At 69.8% G+C, this 20,769-nt stretch carries 21 protein-coding genes and 1 riboswitch; of the genes, 16 read left to right on the top strand and 5 right to left on the bottom strand.

Going from position 1 to position 20,769, the window contains the following annotated elements:
- The first annotated feature begins 126 nt into the window (after positions 1-126).
- Positions 127-819, top strand: a complete 693-nt coding sequence (locus OG558_RS30845; protein ID WP_328521491.1) for a GntR family transcriptional regulator — start codon at positions 127-129, stop codon at positions 817-819.
- Here OG558_RS30845 and OG558_RS30850 read toward each other — a convergent pair.
- Positions 782-1,540 (bottom strand): PIG-L deacetylase family protein, encoded by a 759-nt coding sequence (locus OG558_RS30850; protein WP_405066116.1) that lies wholly within the window; start codon positions 1,538-1,540, stop codon positions 782-784. The two genes, OG558_RS30845 and OG558_RS30850, sit on opposite strands and share 38 nt — an antisense overlap.
- Complete coding sequence (locus OG558_RS30855) at positions 1,530-1,994, bottom strand: PPOX class F420-dependent oxidoreductase (RefSeq protein WP_405066117.1); 465 nt, start codon at positions 1,992-1,994, stop codon at positions 1,530-1,532. Before OG558_RS30855 ends, OG558_RS30850 begins: the two co-directional genes overlap by 11 nt.
- 64 nt (positions 1,995-2,058) lie before the next feature.
- On the opposite strand from OG558_RS30855, the gene OG558_RS30860 reads away from it, so the two are divergent.
- From OG558_RS30860 to OG558_RS30875, 4 genes are all read left to right on the top strand, one after another.
- Positions 2,059-2,970, top strand: a complete 912-nt coding sequence (locus OG558_RS30860; protein WP_405066118.1) for a hypothetical protein — start codon at positions 2,059-2,061, stop codon at positions 2,968-2,970.
- Positions 2,970-4,568, top strand: a complete 1,599-nt coding sequence (locus OG558_RS30865; protein ID WP_405066119.1) for a DNA polymerase Y family protein — start codon at positions 2,970-2,972, stop codon at positions 4,566-4,568. The genes OG558_RS30860 and OG558_RS30865 overlap by 1 nt, the downstream gene beginning before the upstream one ends.
- Positions 4,569-5,004: 436 nt before the next feature.
- Positions 5,005-6,741, top strand: coding sequence for a phosphatidylglycerol lysyltransferase domain-containing protein (locus OG558_RS30870; protein ID WP_405066120.1), 1,737 nt, complete (start codon positions 5,005-5,007; stop codon positions 6,739-6,741).
- A gap of 36 nt (positions 6,742-6,777) precedes the next feature.
- The gene (locus OG558_RS30875; RefSeq protein WP_405066121.1) at positions 6,778-7,545 is read left to right on the top strand and encodes a class I SAM-dependent methyltransferase; all 768 of its coding nucleotides are present in this window, start codon (positions 6,778-6,780) and stop codon (positions 7,543-7,545) included.
- On the opposite strand, the gene OG558_RS30880 is transcribed toward OG558_RS30875, so the two are convergent.
- On the bottom strand, positions 7,542-8,726 hold the full coding sequence (locus tag OG558_RS30880; protein WP_405066122.1) for an RNA polymerase sigma factor: 1,185 nt from the start codon (positions 8,724-8,726) through the stop codon (positions 7,542-7,544). The genes OG558_RS30875 and OG558_RS30880 overlap by 4 nt on opposite strands.
- Complete coding sequence (locus tag OG558_RS30885; protein WP_329476124.1) at positions 8,726-9,094, bottom strand: YciI family protein; 369 nt, start codon at positions 9,092-9,094, stop codon at positions 8,726-8,728. The genes OG558_RS30880 and OG558_RS30885 overlap by 1 nt, the downstream gene beginning before the upstream one ends.
- 204 nt (positions 9,095-9,298) lie before the next feature.
- Here OG558_RS30885 and OG558_RS30890 point away from each other — a divergent pair, with 204 nt between their 5' ends.
- The 11 genes from OG558_RS30890 (at position 9,299) to OG558_RS30940 (ending at position 19,998) form a co-directional block, all read left to right on the top strand.
- A complete protein-coding gene (locus OG558_RS30890) occupies positions 9,299-9,895 on the top strand; it encodes a CDP-alcohol phosphatidyltransferase family protein (protein ID WP_329476125.1) in 597 nt (198 codons plus the stop codon).
- 4 nt (positions 9,896-9,899) lie between these two features.
- Positions 9,900-10,736, top strand: a complete 837-nt coding sequence (locus OG558_RS30895) for a DUF881 domain-containing protein (RefSeq protein WP_405066123.1) — start codon at positions 9,900-9,902, stop codon at positions 10,734-10,736.
- Positions 10,733-11,065 (top strand): small basic family protein, encoded by a 333-nt coding sequence (locus OG558_RS30900; protein WP_131352136.1) that lies wholly within the window; start codon positions 10,733-10,735, stop codon positions 11,063-11,065. The genes OG558_RS30895 and OG558_RS30900 overlap by 4 nt, the downstream gene beginning before the upstream one ends.
- Before the next feature lies 1 nt (position 11,066).
- Positions 11,067-11,900 (top strand): DUF881 domain-containing protein, encoded by an 834-nt coding sequence (locus OG558_RS30905; protein WP_405066124.1) that lies wholly within the window; start codon positions 11,067-11,069, stop codon positions 11,898-11,900.
- Between the two features lie 9 nt (positions 11,901-11,909).
- Positions 11,910-12,314 carry a glycine cleavage system protein GcvH gene (gcvH, locus tag OG558_RS30910; RefSeq protein WP_328521479.1) on the top strand — a complete coding sequence of 135 codons (405 nt, stop codon included), beginning with the start codon at positions 11,910-11,912 and terminating at the stop codon, positions 12,312-12,314.
- A 146-nt stretch (positions 12,315-12,460) separates the two neighbouring features.
- Positions 12,461-12,997, top strand: coding sequence for an FHA domain-containing protein (locus OG558_RS30915; RefSeq protein WP_329476128.1), 537 nt, complete (start codon positions 12,461-12,463; stop codon positions 12,995-12,997).
- Entirely contained in the window at positions 12,984-13,679 is a 696-nt protein-coding gene (locus OG558_RS30920) for a MerR family transcriptional regulator (protein ID WP_405066125.1), read from the top strand. The genes OG558_RS30915 and OG558_RS30920 overlap by 14 nt, the downstream gene beginning before the upstream one ends.
- A gap of 53 nt (positions 13,680-13,732) precedes the next feature.
- Positions 13,733-14,227, top strand: coding sequence for a bifunctional nuclease family protein (locus tag OG558_RS30925; protein WP_329476130.1), 495 nt, complete (start codon positions 13,733-13,735; stop codon positions 14,225-14,227).
- A gap of 188 nt (positions 14,228-14,415) precedes the next feature.
- On the top strand, positions 14,416-15,030 hold the full coding sequence (locus tag OG558_RS30930; RefSeq protein WP_328521475.1) for a MerR family transcriptional regulator: 615 nt from the start codon (positions 14,416-14,418) through the stop codon (positions 15,028-15,030).
- A gap of 124 nt (positions 15,031-15,154) precedes the next feature.
- Positions 15,155-15,244: riboswitch (glycine riboswitch) on the top strand.
- 82 nt (positions 15,245-15,326) lie between these two features.
- Complete coding sequence (gcvP, locus tag OG558_RS30935) at positions 15,327-18,167, top strand: aminomethyl-transferring glycine dehydrogenase (RefSeq protein ID WP_405066126.1); 2,841 nt, start codon at positions 15,327-15,329, stop codon at positions 18,165-18,167.
- Between the two features lie 508 nt (positions 18,168-18,675).
- Positions 18,676-19,998 (top strand): serine hydrolase domain-containing protein, encoded by a 1,323-nt coding sequence (locus OG558_RS30940; protein WP_405066127.1) that lies wholly within the window; start codon positions 18,676-18,678, stop codon positions 19,996-19,998.
- Here the strand turns inward: OG558_RS30940 and OG558_RS30945 are convergent.
- Positions 19,972-20,739 (bottom strand): hypothetical protein, encoded by a 768-nt coding sequence (locus OG558_RS30945; RefSeq protein ID WP_405066128.1) that lies wholly within the window; start codon positions 20,737-20,739, stop codon positions 19,972-19,974. The genes OG558_RS30940 and OG558_RS30945 overlap by 27 nt on opposite strands.
- Positions 20,740-20,769: the final 30 nt, after the last annotated feature.

Genomic DNA, 20,769 nt, shown 5'->3' on the forward strand with positions numbered 1-20,769 from the left:
ACCACACAGGGTTGTCAGAGCCTCCCCTGGGCAATCTGTCGCCGGAGTGCCCGTGATACCCCGAGGGGCGGCTACGGTTACCTCCCAGAGTTGTATGCAATGAAGGAGAGAGGCAGCCCGCAACCGATGACCCGACGACTCGAGCTCACACCTGGGGGACCGACCGGCCGTCGTACTCTCGCCGAGGAAGCCGCCGCCGAGCTGCACGAGCTCATTCTGTCCGGCGAACTTCCCAGCGGTACGCCGCTCCGGCTGGAGGAGCTCGCGAAGCGCCTCGACATGAGCCAGATGCCGATCCGGGAAGGACTGCGGCGGATGGCGGCGCTCGGGCTGGTCGAGATCGTTCCGCACAAGGGCGCCTGGGTGCGCGAGCTGTCGATCGAGGATCTGCGCGACACCCACGCGACCCGGCTGGCGCTGGAGTCGCTCGCGGTCCGGGCGGCCGCGACCCGGTTCGCCGAGTCGGACGCGACCCTCGCCCGGGCCGCACTGGCCGAGCATGTCCGGCTGTCGAAGCTCGGCGACAACATCGCGTCCCGGCAGGCGCACACCGAGTTCCACTTCGCCATCTACCGGGCCGGCGGCTCGCGCTGGCTGCCACGGGCGATCGAGCCGGTCTGGCAGAACAGTGAGCGCTACCGGTTCGGCTCCCGGCAGACCAAGGCGCGGATCGAACAGACCCGGCGCGAGCACCAGGCCATCCTCGACGCCTGCGTCGCGCACGACGAGGAGGGCGCGGAGGCAGCTCTGCGCGAACACCTCGAAGGCGCCATGCAGCGCATCACGGAGACGATGGAGCGCCGCTCCGCCAAGCCGTGAGCACCTCGAACCGGTCCTGCTGCCAGCCGGACGCGTCGAACACCGCCCTCAGCAGCACTCCATCCCCGCGACCGCCGTACGTCGTGACGAGGTCGGGGAGCGACTGAGTCCCGAGGCCGTCGTAGTACTGGTCGAGTGCTTGGCGCCGGCGCAGCTCCGGTACACCGGAGATCTCCTCCAGCGGTGTGCCGTCGTCGCATCCGGTGACACGGCCTGACCCGATCGACTCACCCGGCAACAGCTCCCGCACGAGTCGCTCACCCGCACGGACGTCCTGGGCTCGCAGCCGTGTGCCCAGCGCCCGGCACGGCCGGTCCTTCAGTGCGAGTCGGACGGCTTGTGAGATCGCAATGTGGTCCGGGTGTCCGGTGAGGCCGTCACTGCCGACGGTCAGCAGCAGTTGCGGCGAGAGCTCGTCGATGGCCCGCTCGATCTCCTCCGCGACCGCACCGGGCTCGGCGCGGGCCAGTGTGCGGGGTCCGTTGACCCCTCCGTCGTCGATCCACCGGTCCGCGTCGCTGAGCCAGCCCCACTCGTCGATCCCGAGCAGCGCGCACGACGCGGGGAGGTGGTCCGCAGTGCCTTGCCATCCCTGCGTGGCAACGCGCAGGACGACCCGCCAGCCGGCGTCGTGCAGCACCCAGGTCGCGGCGCCGGTGGCGAACGCCTCGTCGTCCGGGTGGGCGTGGACGACGAGCGCCGTACGCACGTCAGTCGGCAAGGCGGCCCGGGAAGCCGCCGGTGGCGACCGGGCTCCAGCGGTCCGGGGTGATGCGGATCAGGCACTTGCCCTGGGTCCGCATGGCCTCGCGGTACTCGTCCCAGTCCGGGTGCTCGCCGGAGATCGAGCGGTAATAGTCGACCAGGGGCTCCACCGCGTCCGGCAGCTCGATGACCTCGCCGCTGCCGTCCACCTGGACCCACGCGCCGTTCCAGTCGTCCGACAGCACGAGGACGCCGGCCCGCCCAGCGCGCTTCACGTTGGTGCTCTTGGCCCGCTCTGGGTACGACGAGATGACGATGCGGCCCTCGGGGTCGACACCACCCGACACCGGCGACGCCTGCGGCGTACCGTCCGCCCGGGTGGTGATCAGCAGCATGTGGTGACGGGGCCGGACGAACTCCAGCAGTCCCTCGAGGTCGACCTTGGTGTTGGTGGCAATAGTCCTCGGCATGCCTCCACCCTATGGGTCCGGCGACCGGATTGACATGTTCGAACAGGTGTTCGAACATGGAGTTATGACGGGGACTTCGACAGCCGAGCAAGCGGGCCGGGTCACAGCGCTCGACCGGGCCCGGATGCTCCTTGCCCAGGTGCAGGCCGGCAAAGCCCAGGATGCCCCTGTCACCGACTCTCCGGATTCTCCCGCTCGTCTCGCCTCGGTCGCGAGCTTCGACCCCGACTCGAGGCACGACCTCGATCCGGACCCCGCCACCCTCGAGGCCCCCACCCCTCCCACGGCTCGCCTGGCCTCGATCACCGGCTTCGACACCCGGGTCACCGAGACCCGGATGCAGCAGGCTCTGGACACCGCCGGGGTGGATCGGGAGTTGCCCACGCTGCCGGCTGTTTCCGAGTTGCTCGCGGGGGCCGGCCTGCGCGGCGGCTCGGCGTACTCGGTGCGGGGTTCGGCCGCGTTGGTGATGGCGTTGATGGCCGGTCCGTCCGCGGAGGGGGCGTGGTGCGGGGTCGTCGGACTGCCGTCGTTCGGCGCGGAGGCGGCGCGCGGGCTGGGGGTCGACCTCGAGCGTCTCGTGCTGGTGCCCGACCCCGGGCACGACTGGCTCAACGTCGTCGCGGCGCTGGTCGACGCGCTGACCGTGGTGGTCGTCCGGCCGCCCGGTGAGGTGACGCCGGGGGAGGCGTCCCGGCTGGCCGCTCGGCTGCGGACGCGGGGAGCGTTGCTGATCGCGTACGGGTCCTGGCCGGGAAGCGAGGCCCGGCTGGAGGTGGAGAGCAACACCTGGACCGGTCTCGGCGACGGGGAAGGTCTGCTCACCGCCCGGCAGGCGACGGTCGTGGTGACCGGCCGGAGAGCCGCCGTACGCCGTCGGCACCAGCTCTGGCTCCCCGGCCCGGACGGCACCATCCGCTCCGCCGAGATCGTCCATGACGAGGCACGACGCTGGCAGGAGGAGGCGGTGGGCTGATGGGCGACGGAGGTCTCACCCGCACGATGGTGATCTGGGTGCCGGACTGGCCGGTGACCGCGGCCGCGGTGGCGACGGGCCGGTCGCCCGACGAGCCGATCGCCGTACTGGAGAAGGGCAAGGTGCTCGCCACCTCCGCCGCCGCGCGGGCCGAGGGCGTCCGCCGCGGTCAACGGGCCCGGGACGCGCAGTCGCGGTGCCCGGAGCTCGTCGTGCTCAAGTACGACCCGGTGATCGACGCCCGCGCGTTCGACCCGGTGATCGCGTGTCTGGAGGCGCTCACGCCCGGCATCCAGGTGATCCGCCCGGGCATGTGCGCGTTGAAGGCGCGGGGGCCGGCCCGGTTCTACGGCAGTGAGTCGGTGGCCGCGGAGAAGCTGCTCGACCGGCTCGAGACGTTCGACGTCTTCGGCGGCCGGGTCGGGATCGCCGACGGTCCGTTCGCCGCCGAGCAGGCGGCGCGGGCGAGTTCGGTGCGGGCGCGGGTTCTGGTGGTGCCGCCGGGGGAGTCCCCGGAGTTCCTCGCGCCGCTCACTGTCGACGTCCTCGAGCAACCCACCCTCACGGACCTGCTCCGCCGGCTCGGGCTGCGGTCGCTGGGTGCGTTCGCGCAACTGCCCCGCACCGAGGTGCTGACCAGGTTCGGCCCGACCGGCGCCTTCGCCCACCGGCTGGCCCGTGGGTACGACGATCGCCCGGTGGTGGGCCGGGAGATCCCGCCGGAGCTCACCCGCACCCTCGACTTCGAGCCGGCCGTGGACCGGGTCGACCAGGTCGCCTTCGCGGTCCGGTCGGTCGCCGACGAAATGATCGCCCGGCTGACCGAGCTCAGCCTCGTGTGTACGACGCTCCGGGTCGAGATCGGCACCGAGTCCGGGCGGATCCACGAGCGGGAGTGGTTGCATCCACGCTGGTTCACCGCGGCCGACGTGGTGGACCGGGTCCGCTGGCAGTTGCAGGGGAGTGGGACGGCGACGAGTGAGCTGACGTCACCCGTCGTACGGCTCCGGCTCGTCCCCGACCAGGCGGATCCGGTCGGTGCGCATGTCGACGGGTTGTGGGGCGGTGGGCCGGACGAGCGGATCCACCGGGCGTTGTCGCGGGTGCAGAGCATGCTCGGTCATGGTGCGGTCGCGTCGGTGGTGATCGGCGGCGGCCGGGGGTTCGCGGAGCGGCAGACGCTGGTCCCGTGGGGCGATCCTCCGGTGCCGGCCCGGCCGCCGGACCAGCCGTGGCCCGGGGCGATCAGTTCGAGTGACCCCGTCCGCTGGCCGACCCTCGCACCGACGACGATCTTTCCCCAGCCTCTGCAGGCGAAGGTGTTCGCCGAGGACGGCACTCAGGTCTCGGTCAGCGCCCGCGGCGAACTCTCCGGCGTCCCCACCGCCTTCTGCCTGGCCCCGGCCCCACAGGTTGCCGACAGCAACAAGATCCACCCGATCACCGCCTGGGCCGGCCCCTGGCTGACCGACGAACGCTGGTGGGACCCGAGTGCCGAATCCCGCCAGGCCCGCTTCCAGTTCCACACCGCCGACACCCGCGCCTGGCTCTTCACCCTCCACCAAACAACCTGGCAAGCCCAAGCCACCTACGACTGAGGTCCTGGGCCACCCTGCCGGGTTTCGGCGCCGACTCGTGGGTGGTGGTTGATGGATCCGCCTTTCCGTAGCCGATATCCGCGACTCGGCGAGCGGGCTTCGGGACGCGGTCGCGCCGGCTGCTTGGTGGGGTGGTCAGGGGGTGGGGAAGTCGATGCGCATGACGGTGCGGCGGAGGGTGGGGTGGGTTATCTGGTGGAAGCCGGCTTCTTCGAAGGCTTGATGGGGGCCGACATGCAGTTCACCCCCAGGTGATGGTTCTGCCGGGCTGGGTGAGCATGGGATAGGCCTCGAGGGCCCGGGCGCCGCGGGCGCGGGCGCGACGCAATGGGGCTGAGCGATCCGGGACCATCGCCGGGAGAGCCCGGGACGTCCGTCCCTTCCACGGTCCTCACCGCTCCGGCAATCCTGGACGGGAGAGCTGGGAGGCGGGGCCGTGAAGTCCGGAAACGTCGTGCGAGAGCGACGCGATCCAGCACGCTGGGCTCCTTGGACGGCCGCTCTGGTCGGCCTGCTGGGTGTTGTCGGCGTGCTCGACGCGGTCAGTCCGCCGCTTCGGCCGCGCTTGGAGGCGTTGACCGACGTGCTGCCGGTGCTCGTACCCCAGACAGCTGGTGCAGCCGTACCGCTCGGCGTTGTACTGGTCCTGTTGTCCCGAGGCCTCGCCCGCCGCAAGCGCCGGGCTTGGATCGGAGCCCTGGCCACCACAGCCGGCCTGCTCGTTCTCAACGGATTGGCTCACTCGATCGGGGAGTCGATAGCCGCCGTCGTGGTCATCGTGGTGTTGCTCAGCACCCACGCGGCCTTCACCGGCCGCCCCGATCCGGGCAGCCGGCGCACCGTACTGGCGACCTGCCTGACGTCGTTCGTGCTGGCGACGACCGTGGGTGCCGCCTCCCTCCTCGCCGACCCCGACGCGGTGGAGCGCCTTTCGGCGCCGAAGCTGTTCAGCGAGGTTTGGCTCGGCTTCCTCGGAATCAGTGGTCCGGCACAGTTCGAATCGGCGCAGACGCGGCAGCGGCTCGAGACCACGCTCCTGCTCCTCGGTGTGGTCGTCGCGGTGGCGACTGTGCTCGTGGCGTTGCGGACTGCCCGCGCGCCCAAGCATCAGGTCGACGCCGAGGGCGAACGGCTGCGCTCGTTGCTGGCCGGGCACCGCAACGACTCGTTGGCCTACTTCGCGCTTCGCGACGACAAGTCCCTGATCTTCGATCCCACCGGTACGGCGGCGATCGCGTACCGCGTTGTCGCTGGAGTCTCGTTGGCCGGCGGAGACCCGCTGGGCGACCCAGCCGGGTGGCCGGGTGCGATCAGTGCCTGGCTGGCCGAGGCGCGCGGCTATGCGTGGACCCCGGGCGTCGTGGGAGCCAGCGAACGCGCAGTGCCGAGCTACCGCGCACACGGGCTGGCGGCCATCCAACTCGGGGACGAGGCGGTTCTCGACGTCGCCTCCTTCAGCTTGGCCGGCCGCTCGATGCGCGGTGTCCGTCAGGCGGTACGGCGAGCCGAACGGCGGGGCAATGTGGCACAGGTTCGCCGGCTGCGCGACGTCGACCGGACCGAAGTGGCGGAGTTGTCCCGGCAGGTGGCCAGGTGGCGGGCGGGTCAGGCGGAACGCGGTTTCTCGATGGCGCTCGGGCGGTTCGGCGATCCACGCGACGGCGACGCGGTGGTGGTCAGCTGTCGCGACGCGTCCGCGGATCTCGTCGCCGTCTTGAGTCTCGTGCCGTGGAACGAGGACGGGCTGTCGCTGGACCTGATGGTCAGGTCGCCGAGCGCCGGGAACGGGGTGATCGAGTTCATGGTCAACGAACTGGTGCGAAGTGCCCCGGACCTGGGGATCGCGCGGGTGTCGCTGAATTTCGCGGTCTTCCGTGAGGTGTTCGAGCGCGGCGGTCTTGCCGGAGCCGGTCCGGGTCTGCGGTTGTGGTACCGGATGCTGCTCTGGCTGAGCCGGTTCTGGCAGATCGAGTCCTTGTACCGGGCCAACGCGAAGTACGGCCCGGCCTGGACGCCGCGGTTCGTCTGCTACCCACGGGCCCGTGATCTGCCCCGGATCGCTTCGGCCACGCTGCAAGCCGAATCCTTCGTCCGCTGGCCGCACCAGCGCAGGTCCGGGCTCGCAGTGAACGACGTGCATGACGCCGGGCAATCCCACGCCCTCCACGGATAGAGCTGCCAGCCCCCCGTCCGGACTAGGTTGGAGCGCATGACAGATCTTGCGGCGACGTTCAAGCACGAGGCCGTGGCGGAGGCGTACCAGCACCGGCCGCCGTACCCGGATGAGGTTTTCGAGCGGCTCGAAGGGCTGATCACCGACGAGCCGCGGCGCGTGCTCGACATCGGCGCCGGGGAAGGTGCGATCGCCCGCCCGCTCGCGGCCCGGGTGGAGCGCGTCGACGCGATCGACTTCTCCCAAGCGATGGTCGACGCGGGCCGGCAACGACCTGGCGGGGATCAGGCGAACATCAGTTGGCAGGTCAGCAGCATCGAGACCGCCGAGCTGACCGGGCCGTACGCGCTCGTCACCGCCGGCGCGAGCATTCACTGGATGCCCTGGGAGGAGACGTTCGCCCGGATCGTCCCGCACCTGACCCCCAACGCCCAGCTCGTCGTGATCGAGCACGGGGCAGTGGACGAACCGTGGTGGGACGACATCGTGCCGGTCCTCGAGCGCCACTCACGTAAACAGAACCACGACCCGAAGTTCAGCGTCGTCGACGCGATCCGCGAGCGCGGGCTGCTCGACCTGACCGGTACGACGAGGACCGCGCCGGTCACGTACCACCAGCGGGTCGACGACTACATCGAGCAGTTCCACTCGACCTCGAGCCTGGCCCGCGATCTGATGCCCGCCGACGAGGCAGTGACCTTCGACACGTCGATCGAGCGCGCGGTGTCGCCGTACGCGCAGGACGGCCTACTGGAGCTGCAGATCGTCGCCGAGCTGAGCTGGGGCCGGCCGCGGGTCGCCTAGAGGGCGTCGGCGCGGGTCTGCAGGTAGCGCCGCTCGGGGACGCTCTGCGTCAACCGCGCCGCCAGCTGGTACGCCGACCGAGCGGCCGGCCGGTCGCCGGACAGTTCGAGCAGATGCGCGCGTACGGCGGCCAGCCGGTGATGATCCTTCAACGCGGGATCGGCGTCGTCGAGCAGCGCGAGCCCGGCCGCCGGACCGTGCACCATGGCGACCGCGACGATCCGGTTGAGCGTCACCATCGGGCCTGGCGCGGTCGACTCGAGGAGTTCGTACAGCATCAGGATCTCGCGCCAGTCGGTGTCCTCGGCGCGCTTCGCCTCGTCGTGGACCGCGGCGATCGCGGCCTGCAGCTGGTACGGACCGACCGGTGCCGACTGCAGCGTCGACGCGATCAACTCGGTGCCCTCGGAGATCGCCTGAGCGTCCCACCGCGTCCGGTCCTGCTCCGGCAGCGGCACCAGCGCGCCGTCGGCCGTCGTCCGCGCGGGCCGGCGCGCGTCGGTCAGCAGCATCAGTGCCAGCAGGCCCGCGACCTCACCTTCGTGCGGCAGTGCGGAGTGCAGCTGCCTGGTCAGTCGGATCGCCTCCGCGCTCAGCTCGACCCGATGCAGTGACGAGCCAGACGACGCGGTGTAGCCCTCGTTGAAGATCAGATACAGCACATGCAGTGCGGCGGCCAGCCGCTCGGACTGCTCGGACGCCGGCGGCAACGCGAACCGGGCACCCTGCAGCTTGGCCTTGGCCCGGCTGATCCGCTGCCCGATCGTTGCCTCCGGCACCAGAAATGCCCGGGCGATCTCGCTCGTGGTCAGGCCGCCGACGGCCCGCAAGGTGAGCGCGACCTGCGACTGCGGACTGAGTGACGGGTGACAACACAGCATCAGCAACGTCAGCGAATCGTCGACCGACGACGCGGGCTCCGGTTCCGGAGCGGCGGCGATCGCTTCCTCCCGCCGCTGCCGTGCCGCCTCGGTGCGCAGCACCTCGATCCGCCGCCGCGACGCGACCGTGATCAGCCACCCGCGCGGATTGTCCGGTACGCCGTCACCCGGCCACTGCAGGGACGCGGATAGCAGCGCCTCCTGGACGGCGTCCTCGCACGCGTCGAAGTCGCCGTACCGGCGGACCAGCGCGCTCAGCACCTGCGGCGCCTGCTCCCGCAGCTGCTCCTCGATCTGCATCAGGTGTACGCCGACAGGTCGCGAACCGGGCGTACTTCGACGATGCTGAACGGCGCCTCCGGGATCTGCGCGACGATCTCGACGGCACGATCCATGGAGTCGCAGTCGAGCAGGTAGAACCCGGCCAACTGCTCCTTGACCTCGGCGAACGGGCCGTCGGTGGTCATCGGCCGGCCGTCCCGGACGAGCACCTGCTTGGTCAGGCCGGGGTCGTCCAGCGATTCCGAGGCGACCAGCTCTCCGCGCGCGTCGAGTGCCTCGTGCAGCGCGGCGTACCCGGCCATGCCCTCCTTCTTCTGCTCGTCGGTCAGGGAGTCCCAGACCGCCCGGGACTCAGGGTTGCCGTAGATCAGGACCAGGAACTTCATCTCCACCCCTCCCGTTCAACAGCGTAAGCATCACCCTTGCGTATCGATCGGGTCACCGGTTCATCGCGGGCGTAGCGGGAAGGGGTCCGCCGCGTTCAGGTAGCAGGGGAAGGCCCGGCCTGCCCCGGGATGGCCGGGCGTAAACCTGTCGAGGTGCCCAAGTACAGTTACGACCGGTATCAGGGTGAGAGAGGGAGGGATCGCGTGCCGGAGGTGGAAGTGTCCGACCGGGTGCTCACGATCCCGAACGCGCTCAGCTTCCTCCGGTTGCTGGGAGTGCCGCTGTTCCTGTGGCTGATCCTCGGTCCGGAGGAGGACGGCTGGGCGCTGCTCGTGCTGGCCATCTCCGGGTTCACCGACTGGGCCGACGGCCAGATCGCCCGCCGGATGAACCAGACCAGCCGGCTGGGCCAGATGCTCGACCCGGTCGCGGACCGGCTCTACATCTTCGCGACCGTGATCGGCCTGGCGCTGCGTGACATCATCCCGTGGTGGCTGGCGATCGCGCTCCCGCTGCGGGACCTGCTGCTCCTCTTCACCCTGCCGGCCCTGCACCGCCGCGGCTTCAACGCGCTGCCGGTGCACTTCCTCGGCAAGTCGGCCACGTTCTGCCTGCTGTACGCGTTCCCGCTGCTCCTGCTCGGTGACGGCGACAGCACCCTCAACCTGCTCGCGCGGGTGTTCGGCTGGGCGTTCGCGATCTGGGGGACCGGGCTGTACTACTGGGCCGGCGTCCTGTACTTCGTCCAGCTGCGCCACCTCGTCCAGACGGTGAAACCGATCAACCATCCGGCCGGGTAGACCCGTGACTCAGCAATCCCCACCGAAGCCTCGGCGCGTCGACGCGTCGATGTCGCTGCTGAACAACCTGATGGCGCACCCGCTGGACGAGGGGTACGCCGTCGCAGCCCGGACCCGCCCGAACAAGGGCGGCAAGTCGCTGCGGTCCCGGCACCGGGTGATGCTGGTGGTGGCCACCCTCGTGCTCGGCTTCCTGCTCGCGATCGCGGCCTCGCAGAACTACCGCGGCGCGCCCGAGGCGGAGAAGGAGCGCAAGGAGCTGATCACCCGGATCAATCAGGCCAACACCCGGCTGAACGGCATGCGCACCCACCAGACGCAACTGGCCGACGAGGTACGGCGGTTGCAGGCGAGTGGACTGAGCAACACCAGCTCGGGTGCGACGCTGCAGCAGCAGTTGGACACGCTGGAGCTGCAGACCGGCGCGGTCGCGGCCACCGGGCCCGGGATCAAGGCGGTGATCGACGACGCGAAGAACGCCGACGCCAAGGAGGGCCGCCTGCTCGACGTCGACCTGCAGCAGCTGGTCAACGGCCTGTGGACCGCGGGTGCGGAGGCGATCTCGGTGAACGATCACCGGCTCACCTCGCTGACCGCGATCCGGGGTGCGGGCAGTGCGATCACGGTGGACTACAGCTCGCTGACCCCGCCGTACACGGTGCTCGCGATCGGGGACACCGCGACGATGCCGGCCCGCTTCGCGCAGAGCTCGGGCGGCCAATGGGTGCAGTATCTGGTCAGCAACTTCGGTGTCCGGATGACGACCACGACGGAGGATTCCTTGCTGGTGCCGGCCGATGCGACCATCGCGTTGCGCTACGCGAAGGTGGGACCCAGATGATCGCCGTACTCGGACTGGTGATCGGTGTCGTGATCGGCCTGCTGGTCGCGCCCGACGTCCCGGAGTGGGCCCAGCCGTACCTGCCGATCGCCGTCGTCGCCGCCCTCGACGCGGTGTTCGGGGCGCTGCGGGCGTTCCTGGACGGGATCTTCGACGACAAGGTGTTCGTCGTCTCGTTCGTGTCGAACGTCCTGATCGCCGCGCTGATCGTCTACCTCGGTGACCAGCTGGGCGTCGGCTCACAGCTGTCCACCGGTGTGGTGGTCGTCCTCGGCATCCGCATCTTCACGAACATGGCCGCCATCCGCCGGCACATCTTCAGGGCCTGACATGAGCGACGACAAACCCGAGCCAACGCCTGATCCGGCAGCCGCCGATCCGGCCGACCGGCCGCAGCCCGAGACGCCGACGCCGATGCCCAAGCCCCGGACGCCGAACCTGGCGCTGCGGCGGCTGCGGGCCGGGTTCAAGCCGTCCCGGGGGCAGGCGATCGTCGCCGTCGTGCTCGCGCTGGTCGCCTGCGTGGCCGTCGTCCAGGTGCGGGTGAACCGGGCCGACGACGGCTACCAGAACGCCCGCCGCGAGGACCTGATCGCGATCCTCGACGGCCTAGGCCAGAACACCCGCCGGCTGGAGAGCGAGATCGCCGAGCTGGAGGCGCGGAAGAACTCGCTGTCCTCCAGCGCGGACAAGGCCCAGACCGCGCGCGAGCAGGCCGAGGCGCAGGTCCGGGTGCTCGGCATCCTGGCCGGCACGCTGCCCGCGCAGGGGCCCGGCGTCCGGATCACACTGAACGACCCCGACGGCAAGATGACCTCGAGCAACCTGCTGGACGCGATCGAGGAACTCCGCGACGCCGGCGCCGAGGCGATCCAGATCAACGGTTCGGTCCGGGTCGTCGCCAGTACCGACTTAGTCGACGACGCGCCGGGGATCCGGATCGACGGTCAGAAGCTGAATTCGCCGTACGTTGTCGAGGCGATCGGGGAGTCGCACAACCTGTCCGAGGCGGCCAACTTCCCGGGCGGCCTGGTCAGTGAGGTGACCGGTCCGCAGGTGGGCGGAACCGCCGAGGTGACCGAGGTTCCGACGCTCCAGATCACCGCCTTGCACGCGCCGGAGGAGCATCGCTACGCTCGCCCGGCACCCAGCCCGACCAAGTAGCTGTGTCCGATGCAAAGAAAGAGGACCGAGGTGTACCCCGAAGACCTGAAGTACACGGCCGAGCACGAGTGGGTCAAGGCCGACGGCGAGGCGCCGGTGCGGGTCGGCATCACCGACTTCGCACAGGATGCGCTCGGTGACATCGTGTACGTGCAGCTGCCCGAGATCGGCAGCGCGGTGCGGGCCGGCGACGCGTGTGGCGAGCTGGAGTCGACCAAGAGCGTGAGCGACCTGTTCGCGCCGGTCAACGGCACCGTGACCGCCGTCAACGAGGCGCTCGCCGACCAGCCCGACCTGGTCAACAGCGACCCGTACGGCGAGGGCTGGCTGCTCGACATCGAGGTCGAGGACGCCGCCGAGGTAGCGGCGCTGATGGACGCCGAGACCTACCAGGGACAGCTCGACCAGAGCTGACCGGCAGCGGCTTGGCCGCGCCTGGTACGTTGTCCGGACCTCAACCGCTGGTCGAGGGTTGAGGTCCGCGAATCTGCGTCCACACTTGTTCATACGGGGTCTATCGAAAACGTCGCCGGACCGCCGGCGATCGGGAGGATCACAGCATGCCGTTCTGCAACCAGTGCGGGCACGAGAACTCCGACGGCAGCCGGTTCTGCTCGCAGTGCGGAGCGATGCTTCCTGGCGCGGACCGCCCGGCGGCAGCCCCGGCGGCCGCGCCGGCGACCAACGGTGTCACCGACACCGCGATGCTGACCCCGATCGGCGCCGAGCCCGAGCCCGAGCGCACCGGCGAGCCGCTGTCGGTGGAGGACGAGGCCGCGGTCGGCGCCCTGCCGGCCGGATCCGCCCTGCTGATCGTCCAGCGCGGGCCGAACGCGGGCAGCCGGTTCCTGCTCGACGTCGACGTGGTCACCGCCGGCCGGCACCCGGACAGCGACATCTTCCTCGACGACGTCACGGTCTCGCGCCGGCACGCGGAGTTCCGCCGCGACCCGTACGGCGTGAAGGTCCGCGACGTGGGCAGCCTGAACGGCACCTACGTGAACCGGGACCGGATCGACGAGGTCCAGCTGACCAGCGGCGACGAGGTCCAGATCGGCAAGTACCGCTTGGTGTACTACGCCAGTGGCCAAGCCTGAGCCTTCCGTCGAGGGCCCCGCTGAAGGCCGCGGCATCGGTGAGGTGCTGCAGCTGCTGCAGGCCGAGTTCGCCGACGTCACGATCTCCAAGATCCGGTTCCTCGAGGCCGAGGGACTGGTGACGCCGGCCCGGACCGCCTCGGGCTACCGGAAGTTCAGCGCGGCCGACGTCGAGCGGCTGCGCTACGTGCTGACCGCGCAACGTGACCAGTACCTGCCGCTGAAGGTGATCAAGGAACATCTCGGCGCGATCGATCGCGGCCTGCGCCCGGCGGCCGGCGGTCCACCGGTCGCGCCGAGCTCGTTGCCGGAGCCACCGGGGCTGCCGGTCGCTGACGACTTCGGTGCTGCGGGCATCGATCTGAAGCTGACCCGGGAGGAGCTCCGCGCCGCCGCGGGGATCTCCACCGAGCTGCTCGGCGAGCTGGAGGGCCATGGCCTGGTGGTGGCCCGTGGCAACCACTACGACGGGGACGCGATCGTGATCGCACGGCTGGCCGCGGACTTCGCGCCGTACGGGATCGAGCCGCGGCACCTGCGCCCGTTCCGGACGGCGGCCGATCGGGAGGCCGGCCTGATCGAGCAGGTGACCGGCCCCCGCCGTACCGAACAGACCGAGGAACTGGCCGCGCTCGCCGTCCGCCTGCACGCGGCGCTGGTCCGTTCCCGCCTGCCCAGGTAACCGGGGCACCCCGCGGGCCTACCCGGGGCTTCCCTGCGGAGTAGGCTGAAGGGGTGCGCGAAGTCGACGTGGTCGGAGTCCGGGTGGAGATGCCCTCGAGTCAGCCGATCGTGCTGCTGCGAGAGGTTGGCGGGGAGCGGTACCTGCCGATCTGGATCGGCGCGGCCGAGGCGAGTGCGATCGCTTTCGCCCAGCAGGGGATGGAGCCGCCGCGGCCGCTGACGCACGACCTGTTCGCGGAGACCATCCGGGTGCTCGGGCACACCCTCAGCCAGGTCCGGATCGTGAACCTGACCGACGGCATCTTCGAGGCGATCCTGGTGTTCGACGACAAGACCGAGATCTCGGCGCGACCGTCGGACTCGATCGCGCTGGCGCTGCGCACCGGGACCCCGGTGTTCTGCACCGAGGAGATCCTGGCCGAGGCCGGCATCCCGGTTCCGGAGAGTGAGACCGACGATCCCGACGAGGTGGTGGAGGAAGAGGAGGTCGAGCGCTTCCGCGAGTTCCTCGACCAGGTGACACCCGAGGATTTCGACAAGAGTTGACCAGTTCAGTTCACTGCGGTGGTACAAGACCAGATAGGTAACGATTCGTACGACGGCCGCGACACGCTCCCGGCTCGGTGCGGTTGTCGTTGACCCTCCCTGGTCGGCGGCTTACCTTGAAGGAGTCGTGGGGTGTTGTCACTCCACGGATGTGACCCGTTCCAGTCGGTACCCAGGGAGGCTCAGGCGTGACACGCACCGGCGACACGGATCTGACGGCGCAGTCGACGTCCGACGCACACGCCGAGGCGGCCGCTGCCGCCGGCGTCCAGGGTCTGCTCTTCGACGACGACCTGCGGCCGATGCCGGAGGATGTCGGGTTCCGCGGTCCGACGGCATGCGCCGCGGCCGGGATCACCTACCGTCAGCTCGACTACTGGGCCCGCACCGGCCTGGTCTCCCCGTCCGTCCGCCCGGCGACCGGCTCCGGCACGCAACGGCTCTACGGCTTCCGTGACGTCCTGTTGCTGAAGGTGATCAAGCGGCTCCTCGACGCCGGCATCTCACTGCAGCAGATCCGGACCGCGATCGCCCACCTGAGCAAGCGCGGCATCGACGACCTGACCCAGATCACGCTGATGAGCGACGGCGCCTCGGTGTACATGTGCACCTCGCCGGACGAGGTGATCGATCTGCTCGCCGGCGGTCAGGGCGTCTTCGGTATCGCCCTCGGTGGTGTCTGGCGTGAGGTCGAGGGTTCGCTGTCCGAGCTGCCGACCGAGCGTGCCGACGGTCACGACGACGGCGACAGCCACGCCAACGACGAGCTCGCGGCCCGCCGCCGGGCTCGCATGACCGGCTGACCTGTCTCATCCCGTGCGCCTCTACGCGCACGGCACGGCGGGGGAGTTCCAGTCCGGCCGGCCGGCCGCACGACGGCTCCTGCCCGAACTGTTCGAGGATTCCTGGTAGCCTCGGTTCAGCCGTACACAGCACTCGGGAGAGACCCGTGCAACCGGGCGCCGAAGGGGCAATTCCTCCCCGGAACCTCTCAGGCCCATGGACCGAGTGCCACAGGCGACTCTGGAGCGCCCCTGCGTGAGCTGGGCGTGACAGAGGGGGAGGCGACCGGAAGCACTGTCAGCAACGGAGCCTCTAGATGAACAACTCACCCCAACTCTCGGCGACGTTCGCCGACCGGCACATCGGGCCGCGTCCGGACGAGATCGCCCGCATGGTCCAACTCCTCGGGTACGACGACGTCGACGCGCTGGTGGATGCCGCGGTGCCGGCGTCGATCCGGTCAGCCGAGGCGCTCCGGCTGCCCGAGCCGGCCTCCGAGGTCGACGCGCTGACCGAGCTCCGCCAGCTGGCGGCCCGCAACACCGTCGCCACCTCGATGATCGGCCAGGGGTACTACGGCACCTTCACCCCGTCGGTCATCGTCCGGCGCCTGGTCGAGAACCCGGCCTGGTACACGGCCTACACGCCGTACCAGCCGGAGATCTCCCAGGGCCGGCTCGAGGCGCTGCTGAACTTCCAGACCGTCGTGTCCGACCTGACCGGACTGCCAACCGCGAACGCGTCGCTGCTGGACGAGGGCACCGCGGCCGCCGAGGCGATGACGCTGGCCCACCGGTCGAACAAGAAGAGCAAGTCCGACCGCTTCCTGGTCGACGCCGACTGCTTCGCCCAGACCATCGCCGTGGTGCGGACCCGGGCCGCGGCGCTCGGCATCGAGGTCGTGGTCGCCGACACCACCGACGGTCTGCCGGACGGTGACTTCTTCGGCTTCCTGGTGCAGTACCCGGGCTCCGGCGGTGTCGTCCGCGACCTGAAGCCGCTGATCGCTGCCGCGCACGAGCGCGACACGCTGGTCGCGGTCGCCTCCGACCTGCTCGCGCTGACGTTGCTCGAGGCACCGGGTGAGGCCGGCGCCGACATCGTGATCGGATCCTCGCAGCGCTTCGGCGTACCACTGTTCTACGGCGGTCCGCACGCCGGTTTCATGTCCGTCCGGTCCGGCCTCGAGCGGTCGTTGCCCGGCCGTCTCGTCGGTGTCTCCGTCGACTCTGACGGCGCACCGGCGTACCGGCTGGCACTGCAGACTCGCGAGCAGCACATCCGCCGTGAGAAGGCGACCTCCAACATCTGTACGGCGCAGGTCCTGCTGGCCGTGGTCGCGTCGATGTACGCCGTCTACCACGGGCCGGACGGTCTGAAGGCGATCGCGGAGCGCGTCCACGACTACGCCGGCCGGTTGGCCGCGTCGTTGCGTGCGGGTGGTGTGGAGGTCGTGCACGACGACTTCTTCGACACCGTGCTCGCCCGGGTCCCCGGTCAGGCCGCGGATGTGGTCGACGCCGCCCGGCAGAACGGCATCTGGCTCCGGCTGGTCGACGCGGACCACGTCGGCATCTCCTGCGACGAGAAGACCGACGTCGCCACGCTGACCCGGGTCTGCCAGTCCTTCGGCGTGCGGTACGACGGTTCGCTGGACGCGGCCGCAGTTGCCGTGCCGCGGACCACGGACTACCTGACGCACCCGGTGTTCAACACGCACCAGTCCGAGACCGCCATGCTGCGGTACCTGCGCAAGCTGTCCGACAAGGACTACGCGCTGGACCGCGGGATGATCCCGCTCGGGTCCTGCACGATGAAGCTGAACGCGACCACCGAGATGGAGCCGGTCACCTGGCCGGAGTTCGCCGACCTGCATCCGTTCGCGCCGATCGAGGACGCGGCCGGGTACGCGGTGCTGATCGGTCAGCTGGAGCGCTGGCTGGCCGAGGTGACCGGGTACGCGAAGGTCTCGATCCAGCCGAACGCGGGCTCGCAGGGTGAGCTGGCGGGGCTGCTCGCGATCCGCGGGTACCACCACGGGCGGGGCGATCTCGATCGCACCGTGTGCCTGATCCCGGCCAGCGCGCACGGCACCAACGCCGCCTCCGCGGTGATGGCCGGCATGAAGGTGGTCGTTGTCAAGGGCAACGACGACGGCACGATCGACCTGGACGACCTGCGGGCGAAGGCTTCTGAGCACGCGGCCAAGCTGGCGGCGATCATGATCACCTACCCGTCCACGCACGGCGTGTACGAGGAGAGCGTCACCGAGGTCTGCCGGATCGTCCACGAGCACGGCGGCCAGGTGTACGTCGACGGCGCAAACCTGAACGCATTGCTCGGTCTCGCCAAGCCCGGTGAGTTCGGCGGCGACGTCAGCCACTTGAACCTGCACAAGACGTTCTGCATCCCGCATGGCGGCGGTGGTCCGGGTGTCGGCCCGGTGGCGGTCGCCGCGCACCTGGCGCCGTACCTGCCGAACCACCCGCTGCTGGACCAGGCCGGTCCGGAGTCCGGGGTCGGCCCGATCAGCGCGGCGCCGTTCGGTTCGGCGGGTGTGCTCGCGATCTCGTGGGCGTACATCCGGATGATGGGTGCCGAGGGTCTGACGGCTGCCACGAAGGCCGCCGTACTGACCGCGAACTACGTGGCGAAGCGGCTCGAGGGTGCCTTCCCGGTGCTCTACACCGGCGAGAACGACCTGGTCGCGCACGAGTGCATCCTGGACCTGCGGCCGATGACCAAGGAGACCGGGATCAGCGTCGACGACGTCGCGAAGCGGCTGATCGACTACGGCTTCCACGCGCCGACCATGTCGTTCCCGGTCGCGGGCACGCTGATGGTCGAGCCGACCGAGTCCGAGGACCTCGGCGAGCTGGACCGGTTCTGCGACGCGATGATCGCGATCCGGCACGAGATCGACCGGGTCGCCGCGGGGGAGTGGCCGGCCGGCGACAACCCGCTGGTGAACGCGCCGCACACCGCCGAGTCGGTCATCAACGACAAGTGGGAGCACGCCTACACTCGCGAGGAGGCCGCGTTCCCCCGCTCCGTCGACCGCGCCTCGAAGTACTGGCCCCCCGTCCGCCGCATCGACGGCGCCTACGGCGACCGCAACCTCATCTGCTCCTGCCCAGCCCCGGAGGCGTTCGAGTAGGCGTTCGACAACCCCGGCAGATGTGCGCGCGAGGTCGCGACATGTCTGCCGGGCTACCGGATCCGCAGTGCTGCCGCCTCGATCGCCCGGTGCAGGTGCCCGAGTCGATACGGAAGTCGATCTCCGGCAGGCCGGTGCCGTCGAAGTCCGCGTTCAGTCGTTCCCTGACAAATGCCAGCGCCACGCCCGCGTCGCTCTCGAACCAGGTATCCATCACGGCTCCCAAGTCATCAGTCACAACAGTCTGCACTCGATCACGAACTTCTCCTGCGACCGTTACCGCACTTGGCTTCCGCCCGGGGCAATTTCGGGGGAGAACCTCGCAGCTGCACCCTTCTACCTACCGCATACCTGGGGTGGAGGGACCAGGTCAGGGGTGAACCCAGAACCTGGCCGCCGGGCCGGCTTCGGGATGGTGGTGACGCCGGACTACCTCCCCGACCTTGCTTTGATGCGGCACTAGTATGGCGAGGTGTTGATCGACCTGCTCGCTGGTGGAGGCCGCTGAGTGACTTCTGTTCGTCCTGACACTGCCGCTGCTCTGTACGCCGAGATCGCGACAGCGCAGAGCGAATGGAAGTTGCCTTCGATCAATGCCGGAGTGGTCCGGGACGGTTCGCTGGTGTGGACCGGGTCGCGGGGGCAGTTCGCCACCGCGGACGGTGGTGTGCCGGGGCCGGACGTGCAGTACCGGATCGGCTCGATCACGAAGACGCTGACGGCTGTTCTGGTGATGCAGTGCCGGGACGACGGGCTGCTCTCGCTGAACGATGCCGTGGGCAAGCATCTGCCGGGGATCGCGTTCGGTGATCGGACGGTCCGGCAGCTGCTCGCGCACAGCGGTGGGATGAACGCCGAGCCCGAGGGGCCGTGGTGGGAGCGGAACCCGGGCGTCACGTTCGACCAGTTGACCGCGGCGATGGACGAGTCCCAGGCGGTCGGCCCGGCCGACCGCCGGCACCACTACTCGAACCTCGGCTACGGACTTCTCGGCGAGATCGTCGCGCGATTGCGGAACGCCGCCTGGTTCGACCTCGTGCAGGAGCGCATCCTCGATCCGCTGGAGATGCGTCGTACGACGTACTTCCCGACGGGCTCGTCCGCGCAAGGGTTCTCCGTGCACCCGTTCAGCGGTCAGTTGATGGACGAGCCGGCGTACGACGCGGGTGCGATGGCGCCGGCCGGGCAGTTGTGGAGCACGATCGAGGATCTGGCGACATACGCGAACTTCTGGATCGATCCGCTCTACGAGGTGCTGAATCGGGACACGGTCGACGAGATGGCGGCGCCGGTCGCCGCGGATCCACGGGAAGGCCTGACCGCGTCGTACGGCCTGGGCCTGCGCCTGATCGCCGACAACCCGCATCTGCTGGTCGGCCACACCGGCTCGATGCCCGGCTTCCTGGCCGGCCTGTTCGTCGACCGCGTCCGCCGCGTCGGCGCCGTCACCCTCGGGAACGCGACGTTCGGTCGCGTTGCCTCGCTCCCACCCGAATTGATCGGGACGCTGGTCACCTACGAGCCCAGCCTTCCGCTGGAGTGGCTCCCCGAGCCCCCACTCGCCCAGGGCGCGGACCTCCTCGGCAACTGGTACTGGGGCAACACGCCCGTCACCATGTCCGTCTCCGCCGGCATCCTCCAACTCTCCGGTGGCCTCACCACCCGCTTCTCCCCACTGGGCCCCGACCTCTACCAGGGCCGCGACGGCTATCTGGCCGGCGAAAAACTCCACGTCATCCGCGAAGGCAGCCGCATCACCCACCTCAATGTCGCCACGTTTGTCCTCACCAGAACGCCGTACGGCCTAGGAGATGATCTCCACCAGGCGTAGTTGTTCTGTCGGGCCTCGGACGGACAGTTCGGCGACCTGGCCGATGTCTTTGACGTAGTACTTGTTGTCGAGGACGTCTGGTTCGAGGGCGGTCGTCTCGGCGGTGCGGAGGGCGTGGTGGAAGGTGCCGCGGGGGACGGTCACCGTGGTGTTGCGGGCGATGAGCCAGAAGACGTCTTCGGCGTGGCCGGCGTACCACTCCTGGCGGAACTTGCGGCCGAGTTGAGGGTGGGCCTGCATGAAGACGCCGGGTTGGGCGCCGTCGATGCCCGCGTGGAAGCTGCCTTCACGGCTGACGACGCGGCCGCGGCTGTCCAGTTCGGCGGTGTCCTCGCCGAAATACCAGACGTTGCCGCAGCGGTCCTGCGCGTAGTAGTCGCTGGTGCGCTCCTCGAGGACGTTGTTCAGGTAGAGGCGATCCTCGACGACGCGGGTCCGGACTCCCGCGATCACTCTGGTCCGGGACGTTGCGGCGAACAGATCGAGAGCCTTCTCGCCATCCTTGACGCCGGTCGAGACCAGCGTGCGTCCGGGTTTGAGCGGGAACCACGGGTTGGTCACGTTCGGGGAGAAGTCGCCGGGGTCGATCTCGGGGTGGTACCGGCTGCCTGGTCCGAACACCGGTAGCGGGCACGCCGACGGGTGGTGGTGCTCCGCGTGCGCGGAGCTTGTGAGGGGAGTGGCACCGGCAAGCAGTGCGGTGACTGCGAGCAAGACCCCGGTTTTCGTCCAGCCGATCATGAGCTGTGCTCCTTTCGTCCACGGCTCAGC

Source organism: Kribbella sp. NBC_01510 (assembly GCF_045040325.1).
Taxonomy (GTDB): Bacteria; Actinomycetota; Actinomycetes; order Propionibacteriales; family Kribbellaceae; genus Kribbella.